This window comes from Nitratireductor sp. StC3 (genome assembly GCF_003015025.1).
Classification (GTDB): Bacteria; Pseudomonadota; Alphaproteobacteria; order Rhizobiales; family Rhizobiaceae; genus Mangrovimarina; species Mangrovimarina alexandrii.
This window is the reverse complement of record NZ_PYBP01000028.1, coordinates 1-9690: the sequence shown is the minus strand read 5'-3', so window position 1 is coordinate 9690 and position 9690 is coordinate 1. Positions and strand designations below refer to the sequence as shown.

The 9690-nt window shown below is 58.5% G+C and carries 7 protein-coding genes and 1 pseudogene; 2 read left to right on the top strand and 6 right to left on the bottom strand.

What is annotated here, in order from left to right; all coding sequences use genetic code 11:
* Positions 1 to 871: 871 nt before the first annotated feature.
* From C7T96_RS23720 to C7T96_RS23695, 6 genes are all read right to left on the bottom strand, one after another.
* Complete coding sequence (locus C7T96_RS23720; protein ID WP_106573731.1) at positions 872 to 2323, bottom strand: amidohydrolase family protein; 1452 nt, start codon at positions 2321 to 2323, stop codon at positions 872 to 874.
* A 436-nt stretch (positions 2324 to 2759) separates the two neighbouring features.
* The gene (locus C7T96_RS23715; RefSeq protein ID WP_106573730.1) at positions 2760 to 4235 is read right to left on the bottom strand and encodes an amidohydrolase family protein; all 1476 of its coding nucleotides are present in this window, start codon (positions 4233 to 4235) and stop codon (positions 2760 to 2762) included.
* Positions 4236 to 4239: 4 nt separating this feature from the next.
* Positions 4240 to 5085 carry an ABC transporter permease gene (locus C7T96_RS23710; protein WP_106573729.1) on the bottom strand — a complete coding sequence of 282 codons (846 nt, stop codon included), beginning with the start codon at positions 5083 to 5085 and terminating at the stop codon, positions 4240 to 4242.
* Positions 5075 to 5905, bottom strand: coding sequence for an ABC transporter permease (locus tag C7T96_RS23705; RefSeq protein WP_106573728.1), 831 nt, complete (start codon positions 5903 to 5905; stop codon positions 5075 to 5077). The genes C7T96_RS23710 and C7T96_RS23705 overlap by 11 nt, the downstream gene beginning before the upstream one ends.
* 35 nt (positions 5906 to 5940) lie before the next feature.
* On the bottom strand, positions 5941 to 7074 hold the full coding sequence (locus C7T96_RS23700; RefSeq protein WP_106573727.1) for an ABC transporter ATP-binding protein: 1134 nt from the start codon (positions 7072 to 7074) through the stop codon (positions 5941 to 5943).
* Between the two features lie 131 nt (positions 7075 to 7205).
* Positions 7206 to 8408 carry an ABC transporter substrate-binding protein gene (locus tag C7T96_RS23695; RefSeq protein ID WP_106573726.1) on the bottom strand — a complete coding sequence of 401 codons (1203 nt, stop codon included), beginning with the start codon at positions 8406 to 8408 and terminating at the stop codon, positions 7206 to 7208.
* 231 nt (positions 8409 to 8639) lie between these two features.
* Here C7T96_RS23695 and C7T96_RS23690 point away from each other — a divergent pair, with 231 nt between their 5' ends.
* Both C7T96_RS23690 and C7T96_RS23685 read left to right on the top strand, forming a co-directional pair.
* A complete protein-coding gene (locus tag C7T96_RS23690; RefSeq protein ID WP_280951757.1) occupies positions 8640 to 9248 on the top strand; it encodes a cupin domain-containing protein in 609 nt (202 codons plus the stop codon).
* A 79-nt stretch (positions 9249 to 9327) separates the two neighbouring features.
* Positions 9328 to 9690 (top strand): annotated as a pseudogene (locus C7T96_RS23685) (transposase); the annotation flags it as partial.

Sequence of the window (9690 nt, the reverse complement as noted above, 5' to 3'; positions counted from 1 at the left end):
CTGTCCAAGACGGTTGGAAGCACCGAGAAAGCCGGAAACGTGCGACTTTTGAAGGGCTAGTCCTCAAACACCCTTTGAAAGGGCTTCAAATGGGTTTTAAACGTCAGCCGCTCTTGAAACTTCAAAATACGGCCCACTCTCTGGTGTTCACAATCCTGTGATCACCACCTGTCCAGCGCCTAATAGGAAGTCTTCGGTAAGCGGAAAAGGCGCAGAACGCTCTGCGTTTGGTCACCACCGGCGCCATGCGATTCGGCCCGCGTGGACATTAGCGATTTGCTTCTGTCACGAAGATAGACATCCGCGCGTCCTGGACCTTGCAGAGATCTTGGCGTCGCAGCGCTGTTTTTGAACCAGCCTTTCAGGACGGACGCGGGTGTTCAACCCTTCCGACCATCAGCTTCCATTCGCCAATCTCGTTAAACTGCGGCTTTCGTTTGGGAAACCGTAATCGATACCTTCGGTTCAGGCAGCCATGGCCTGTTCCAATCCGTGCTCGAAGCCGATACCGCGCCGTACGGCCGCCTAGAAAATGCGGGCGAGCTTGGTGAACGCCTAACTATACACCTCCGCGACCGGCATTCCATCATCTGCCAGACGCAAGATGAAAGCAATCTACGCTTCCGAAACCTTCGACTTCTTCATGGAAATTTCCGTTTCCCGACAAGGGGCACAAATGGGAAACTCCAGCTCAAAACGGTTCGATTCAGTGGGGGCACATCATCTTCGCAATCGTCTCCACGATCAACGTTCAAAACAAATGCCTCCGATGAAACCGGAGGCAGTCTGAACCCATACCGTTACGGGGGTCTTTTTGGATGCCGGCCACCCCTGATACCAGGTCCCTATTCCACGCCGGAACACACATGGCTCACTGAATTGGCAACGACAATGGGGAGATCTGGAGAGACGTTCGAGACTCGCGATCCTTGGCGGAGACGCTGTTTTCCATTCTGACCTGCCCCGCGAAGGTGCGATCGAGCGCGTCCAGGTGGTCCAGCGTCAGCACTTGGCGATCCTTGACGACCTGCCGGCCGTCGATGAACACGTCTCTAATCGCCCGGTCAGCCGCCGAGAAGAGCAGCGAGCGCCAGGGATCCCTCAACGGCTGCATCAATGGTGCAGCCAGGTCCACCAGGGCAAAGTCGGCCTTCTTGCCCGTCGCGAGCCGGCCAATGTCATCCCGCCCAAGGGCCTTGGCGCCGTTGATTGTTCCTGCTTCCAATATATCGCGGCTGCTGACGGCGTTGATGTCCGACGTCCTGATACGTCCTAAAATGAGTCCGCATCGCAGCTCCTCGATCATGTTGTGCGGTACGCAATCCGTACCGATCCCGATAGTGACGCCTGCAGCCTGGTAGCGTCCAAAATCCTCCAGCATTTGGCCGTAGCGCGAGAACGTAGTGGGGCAGTGTGCGACCGAAGTGCCACTTTCCGCGAGAAGCGAGAGATCCCGCCTCGTCCACCATGTAATCTTGGAATGATCGTCGATGAAGATTGCGTGACCCAAGATCGACCGCGGCCCCAGAAGTCCTATCTTGTCGGCCCATTGGACAGGTGTGATGCCATGGCGCCGCACCATTTCGTGAAACTCGACGACGCTTTGCGAAATATGGGTTGTGATGGGTATGTCTCGGCGATCCGCCTCGGCCGCCGCGTCACGCAACAAAGTCTCGTCGCAGGTGTCAATCTGTGCGGGGTAGAGGATGCCGGACAGCCGGCCACTCGGGTGACTGGCGAACTGGTCAATCATCTCCAACGCATAGGCGAGGCCCGCCTCTCCGCGGGGCAGATCCCATTCGTATTCTACAGTATGCGAGTTCGGCACCTTCCAACGCGCCGAAGCAAAATGAGGTCCCAGATAGGTACGCAAACCACTTCTGGCCGCGAGCTCGCTCCAGCCCGGATAGGGCGACGACAGGTCGACCACCGTGGTGCATCCTGAAAGCAACATCTCGCAATATGCGACTTCGGCCGAGGCCAGTTGAGACTGCTCGTCGAAGCCGTAGGCCTGGACGCGATCATACAACCCCGTCATGTACATCTCGGGGACACCATGGTCCTCGCGGATGCCTCGATAAGTCGTTTCGACGTCCGGATGTGAATGGATGTTGATGAGGCCAGGAACGACCATCACGCCGCGACCGTCGATCTCTCTCGCGCCGGGCTCGTCATAGGTTCCGCCGACCTGAACGATCCTGTCGCCTGAGAAAGCGAAATCCTGATCGCGCAAAAAGATATGCGAGCGAAGCTCGTCGCTCCACGCGACGATCCATGCAGCCGATCTTACGCAGACCGTGTCGTTTTCAACCGGCTTCGTCATGAATCTGCCCTACTTTCCAAATCGAATCTCAACGTGCCGAAGGTTTTCGGCATCCGTGCCTCAACGCCCCAGCCGGCCCAACGCGACGCGGGAACCTTCTTGATCGACCGTCCTTGCGCCTCCTGGGGGCTTTCATTCGCACCCTGTTGGTCGAGGAGTGTTCGGACCTGCCCGTCCGCGGCAACATGTAGAAGTCTCTGCTGCCAACTTCGTTCGTTTGATCCTTCAACATATTTTCTATGAACAAGTGACCGTGCGTGTTGATGAAGCTAGGTAAAAGAAGAAATTCCCTTCTATCTATGACGTTCGCCGCGTCACACGGCTCCGTGGTACCGCTGATCTCAGCTATGATGCCATTGTCGAAGTAAACATCAATCTGGTGGGCGTGTGAGACATTTCTGACGAAGTTGCCCATCAACGATCTCCAGCGCAACGGTTAGGGGAAGGAAACGTCGGTCCATGGCTTGAAGCTCTGCGGATAACGGTCCTCAATCGTCTTGCCGCCGATATCGTATTCGCTGAATTCGTTCCAAACCGCCTGTGCCGACGCATTGGCGTCGGCGAGGAGTTCACTCTCGTTCCAGCATTGGAGCTTGCCGGACTCAACGACAGTCCGGCCGTCGACCACCACCGTATGAACGAGTTCGCCGGTACCGCAGTAGACAAGCGCCCGGATCGGGTCCGCGAATGGGCTCATGCGAAGGTTCGCCATGTCGATCAGGGTGATGTCGGCCTTGGCACCCGGCGCGAGGCGTCCGATATCGTCGCGTCCCAGGGCCCTCGCGCCCCCGAGGGTCGCGGCATTGAAGACGTCAGCGGCCCGTGCTGACTCGAAATTGGAGTCCGCGAGTTTCCCCGCGATTGCCGCGATCCGCATTTCCTCGAGAATATCGAGCGGATAGGTGTCGGTACCGATGCCGAGATTGATACCATGATCGAGATATCGCTGGAACGATTCCATGGCGACGCCTCGACGGGCGAAGGTGACGGGTGAATGAGCGACCGTCGCGCCTGACTGGCTGATCGCCTGCAGATCGCCTTCATATGGCCAGGCGGTCTGGCTGTGCCCGCTGACATAGATCGTGTGGCCGAGGATAACTTCCGGCCCCAGCACACCCCAATCGGCGACCACGCTGATCGGCGTCTTGGCGTGTTCGTCGACGGTCCGCTGAAACTCCCAGAGCGATTCCGTGATGTGGAAGGTGATGCCAACACCCAGGCTCGCTGCGGCCTCCTTGACGCGGCGGAATAGATTCTGCGGCGTGCGGAGGAACGAGGACGGAATGAGCATGCCGCGGAAGCGACCGTCATTCGCCCCGTCGAAGCGCTCGATGAACTCCACGGCCCGATCAAGCGCCTCTTCCGCCTGCCGGTCGTCAGGTCGCAGTTCGAACCGCCCTGCTGGGTCGAACGCGTAGTAGCCAGAATAGAAGGTCGGCCCGTAGTAGAGCCTGATGCCCGCTTCATCGGCTAGCTCCACCATCCGCTGGTCGAACCCTCCATCGCCGCCCCCAAGCTCGACGGCAGTTGTGACCCCTCCTTTCAACAGGCAGGCAAGACCGTAACGCAACCCGGCGTTCGTATCCGCAGAGCGTCCAAAAGAGCGTGAGTTCGAGCCATTAATGGGCTCGAAATTAAAGAAACCGGACCGCCAGAGATCGCGGCGCCCCCCATCCACGATGACGCGGCTGCCGGCATCGACGCCCGCATGCGCGTGCAGGCTGATCAGTCCAGGGATGACGAGTTTGCCTTTAGCAGAGATGCGATTGCCAGCTTCCGCCGAGAAGTTTCTTCCGATTTCGACGATGCGGTCACCGGAGAACAGAACGAAGCCGTTCTCTACGATCCGGTGCTCCTTTCCGTCAAACGCGACCACCGTGCCACCCTCGATTACCGTCGTCCGGTCAACCATCTGCTCAGCGCTCCAAATCGTTTTCTGCCAGCGGCTTCGAAAGCTTTGCCGCCCGCTTCTCCAGAAATGCGGCTGTCATGAAAGCCGCGATGGAAATAATGATCGTGACGGTCGCCACGGCTGCGATCGTGGGCGAGATCTCCATCCTGACCCCTTCCCACATACGTGCCGGCAAGGTTCTGGCGCCCGTGCCGGCGATGAAGATCGCCACGATCAATTCATCGAAGGAGGCAATGAAGGCGAACAAGGCGCCGGCCATCATTCCGGGACGAATGACGGGTAGGGTAACGTATCTGAAGGTCTGCCAGCGGTTCGCGCCCGATATCATCGCGGCCTGTTCCAAACGCCTGTCAAACCCGAACAAGGTGGCTGTGACGTTGACGAACACATAGGGCACCGCGAGCGCAGTATGCGCAAAGATCATGCCCAGGGGAGTTCCGGCGAGGCCGATCCTAGAAAAGAAGAAATAGATCGCGATCGCCACCACGATGCCGGGAACGATCAGCGGGGAGAGAATGAAGGCACTGATCAACCGGCGGTTCTTCAGCTTGCCTCTTACGGTGGCGAAGGCAGCAGCCGTGCCCAGCAGGGTAGCCAGGATCATCACCGCGACGCCGACCGAGAAGCTCAGCAATGCCGAGTCGAGCCAGACATCTCGTGTCACGAGTTGCTCGTACCACTGCAGGCTCAGCCCGGGTGGCGGGAACTGGAGGAAATCCGACGACGAAAAGGAGACGGGGACGATGACGAAAATCGGGAACACTAGGAAGAACGCAACCAACGCGGCAGCAAATGTTACCAAGTGCCGATGCGTACGGACACGACCTTTCTTCGGGCGTTTACCGGCCATTCTTTCCACCCAGCACCTTTTCGAGGTTCATGAAGCGGTCGAACACGCCAACGATGAGCAATGTGATCAGCAGGAGTACGGTTGCCAGAGCCGAAGCCAGACCCCAGTTGAACAGATCCACGTGGATTCCGATGAGAATGGCGATCATGAGATCGCGGGAACTGCCCAGGAGGGCCGGCGTCACGTAGAAGCCAAGCGAAAGCACGAACACGAGCAGGCAACCGGCGATGACGCCGGGTATCGACAGCGGCCAGACGATCAGGCGAAAGATCGTGAATGGCCGCGCCCCCAGTCCGTCGGCTGCCATCAACAGGCGGCGATCTATGCTTCGCAGAACTGAAAACAGCGGCAGCACCATGAACGGAAGAAGGACATGGACCATGCCGACATATGTGGCGAAGGTCGTGTTCAGCAGACGGATCGGAGCGTCGATCAGGCCGATCTTCATCAAGATAGCGTTCACTAGCCCCTCGCGGCCGAGAAGAACCATCCACGCGTAGGAGCGTACGAGAATGCTGATCCAGAACGGTATCAGGACGAGAGCCAGCAGCAGCCGGGAGATGAAAGGTGATGACGTAGCCATGATGTAGGCCAGCGGATACGCGAGAACGAGGCTGATAAGCGTAACAACCGCGGCGATCTGGAAACTGAGAAGAAAGATCCTGAGGAATGTCGCGCTCGTGAATATGTTCCGATAGTGCTCGAGCGACATGCTGGGATCGCTGATGCTTCGCCACAGCATGGACATCACCGGATAGGCATAAAAGACTGCCAGGAACAATAAGATCGGCACGACAAGCCAGCTGACGCTGCGATCCATGGGGGAGGATTTGTGAGGATGCATACTGGCTGGCCTCAATTGGCTAACGAGGCTTCGGCCGTCTGAGGAAAGATCCTCGTATCGTCCTTATGCCAGCATACGGAAACCTGCTCGCCAACGCTGCAGGACCGACTCGTAGCGGTGCGCTGCTGCTTGATGTCCAGCGACGCGCCGGACAGCACGTCCACCTTGTAGCGAATCGCGTCGCCGACGAACAAGCGTTGGCTCACGACGCCGAGCAGAAGGTTCATGTCTCCGCCAAGATCTCCACCCGGAGCCAACGAGATTTTCTCCGGGCGGACGGCAATGACCACCTGTCCGATGGCAGCGCTGCCGGCGCTCGCCGGAACTAGGATCGACTGGCCGCCGACGTCGACAGACATGTAGCCGTTATCCGCCTGCAGAACCTGTCCTGCGAGGAAATTGCTCTCGCCGATGAATGAGGCCACGAACTCGGTCGCGGGATTGTCGTAGAGCTCGTGTGGCGTTCCGAGTTGGAGAAGACGCCCGTCGTCCATCACACCGATCCTGTCGGACATGACAAGCGCCTCTTCCTGATCGTGCGTGACGTAGAGAACCGTCAGGCCGAGAGACTCCTGAATCCGCTTGATCTCGACTTGAAGATGCAGCCTCAACTGCTTGTCGAGCGCCCCAAGGGGCTCGTCCATGAGCAGGAGGGGAGGATTGAAGACGATGGCCCGCGCCAGCGCCACGCGCTGCTGCTGGCCTCCAGAAAGCTGCCCGGGGAAGCGGTCCTGATATCCTTGGAGATTGACAACCTCCAAGACCTCGGCGACGCGCGCGCTAATCTCGCCCTTGCTCTTTTTTTTCATCTTCAAGGGGAAACCGACATTCTGCTCAACGGTCATATGCGGAAACAGAGCGTAGCTCTGGAACACCATGCCGATACCGCGCTCATTAGGCGGCAGGTTTGTGAGTTCCTGTCCGTCGAGGAATATCTCTCCCTCATCCGGATAGGCGAACCCGGCGACCATCATTAGCGTGGAGGTTTTCCCGGAGCCACTGGGTCCCAGAAGCGTGATGAATTCACCAGGTTGAACATCCAGATCCACTCCCCTGACGGCGCCGACCGACCCGTAGGAGAGGGAGACTCCACCTACGCGCAGAGCGGCGCCGATGATGGCTTTTGCGTCGGAACTGCTATTCATGCGGGACCCAGAATTCTCCAGCCGGATTGCATCATCGAACGACAACCAGCTTTGCAAGGAGGGAAGATTGATTGGTTACGGAAGCGGACGGCGGCACGGGCTTCAGCATAGTCCGCGCCGCCGCGGCAACATTACTCAAGAACCCAAGAGGTCCACCTATCGATCACCTTCGGACGATTCTCCGCCCACCACTCGACGTCCTGGGGAATGAGCTTTTCCAGATTGTGTGGCGTGGTCGGAAGGTTGGCAGCGATATCATCCGGGATAAGCTTGCCAGCGCCACCGTTCGTGTAACCGTAGGGGAGGAGCATCGAATAACGCGCCTGCGGCTGAGCCATCGTCGTGAACCCGATGAACTTCATGGCGTTGTCCAGGTTCGGTGCGCCATTCGGCACTGCCCAGGAATTGCTGAACAGGGTGCCCCCCTCCCAGGCGATCTCAACAGGCACTCCAGCCGCTTGAATTGCTGCTATGCGCGCGTTCCATGCCCCAGCCATCAGGGCTTCCTTGTCTGCCAGCATCTGAAGCGGCTCGGCACCCGAGGTCCACCACTTCACGATGTGCGGCTTGATCTTGGCCAGACTGTCGAAAGCCCTGTCGATATCGATCGGGTAGATGGCATCTGCCGTCGGCTCTACGCCATCGGCGATCAATGCCCCGACCAGTTCGGCATAATTGCCATCTGTCGCCGCAGATTGGGTCCGCGGCCCGGGAAATTTCGCAACATCCCAAAAGTCGCCCCATGTCCTCGGCGGCTGTTCCTTGGAATATTCGTCCGCTCGGTATGCGTAGATCTGCGCGTAAGGAAGCATGTCGAGCGATTTGGGGTGGCGGTATGACTCGGCAATGTTGTCTATGTCGACCAGGCCGTAGTCGATCTCGTGGAAGTAGTTCCCCAGCCGTTCCAGCTCGATCACGGTACCACGCGAAGTCTGGACGACGTCCCACTCGACGTTCTTAGCGTCCACCATGGCCCTGACCTTAGCCGCCGATGGGCCGACGGCCTCGACGACTTCGATGCCAGTCAATTTCGTGAAGGGCTCATAGTAGGCCGGCCGCTGCATCTCCGTACCGACGCCGCCCCACGTCGCAACCACAACCTGTCCTGATCCCTTGAGGTGATCGGGAATGCTCTCGATCGACGGAAGCTCATGATCTCCACTCGCGGCAACGCCCTGGGCCGCCGCGCCCCTCACCGAGGCCAACCAGGCCGCACCGAGAGCCGCGCCTGCCGTCCAAGCCATGAATTGCCGGCGCGAAAGAGGCGGCACCAGATCATTCGTGATGTTCGGCCGCAACCAATCGCCTGTTCCCGTGCTCCTCGGTGTCTTCATCACAATCCTCCTCCAACCTTTATTTCGAGCACGTTATCGCCTCGACGGTGATTGTCAAGTGTCTTTCCTATTTGGCAAGTGACTTGACATGACTCCCGGCAAGATGCCTATGCGGGTGATCGACATTGGGGAGCCGATTGTCGTGCAGCTTGCCAGAGGCTCGACGATCTGGTCTCTGCTCTCGGACCGATAGTTAGATCGCGAACGTAAAAGACACGGCAGCAGCATATCGTGAGGAATGACCTTAATCTTCCTGAACCCCGGGCTTCTGACGGTTCGAGCCCGAATATCGGCTTGCGCCTTCGTCACGCCCGACTTACCAAGCGGCTTAGCTTGAAGGAACTTGCGGCGGCGGCGGGCTGCTCCGAGGGGTTCCTGTCGAAAGTCGAAAACGACAAGGTGAAGCCCTCACTGTCTATGCTCCACAGGCTTGTCGGCGTTCTCAACACCAACATCACCACGCTTTTTGCCGCTGCCGACCCACAAGATGACGTGTTCGTAACTCGGCGGACGAGTAGGAGCTCCGACACCAGTGTGCGCGCGCAGATGGGTCATGGTGTGTCGCTAGAGGCGCTTTCCCCGATCGCACACCGCACGCTCTTGCAAGCGGGAATTCATGTCATTGAGGCTCACGGCCGCAGCGATGGAACGATAAGCCACAGAGGGGAGGAAATAGGATTCGTTTTGGAAGGGACCATCGAGCTGATCGTTTCGGGGAAATCCTACATCCTTGAGGAAGGTGATTCGTTCTTCTTTGCGTCAAAACTTGACCATGAATATAGAAACCCGGGCAGAACACGTACCAAAGTGCTCTGGATAAACACTCCTCCGACATTCTGAGAGCCCGTCTCGAAAGGGTTGAGCAGCTGGCACGGTCGTGTTTCCGAATTGGTTGTCAAAGCTTATTCGGAGAGACCTGATGTGGACGCCAGCTACCTCTCGGCGTTGCCGAGAGCACCTACGTTACGAAACCGATCTGACCGATCGGAAGTGATATTTGATGGTGCCGACCGTGGCAAAGACGGAGCGTCCACGCCGCTTGCCGCAGTGCGAAATCATGAACGCGACCTTCTACGCCATGCGCCGCGGCATCGGCTGGTGGCTGTTGCCGTCGGACCTCCCGCCCAGGAGCACGATGTTCCGGTGGTTCTGCCGGGTCCGCGACGACTGCCTGTCCGAGAAGATCAACCACCAGCTCCTGAAGCTGGACCGCGAGCGTTGCGGCCAGGAGGCCTCACCTACAGCCTCGATCATTGACAGCCAGAGCGTCAAGACTTGCGAG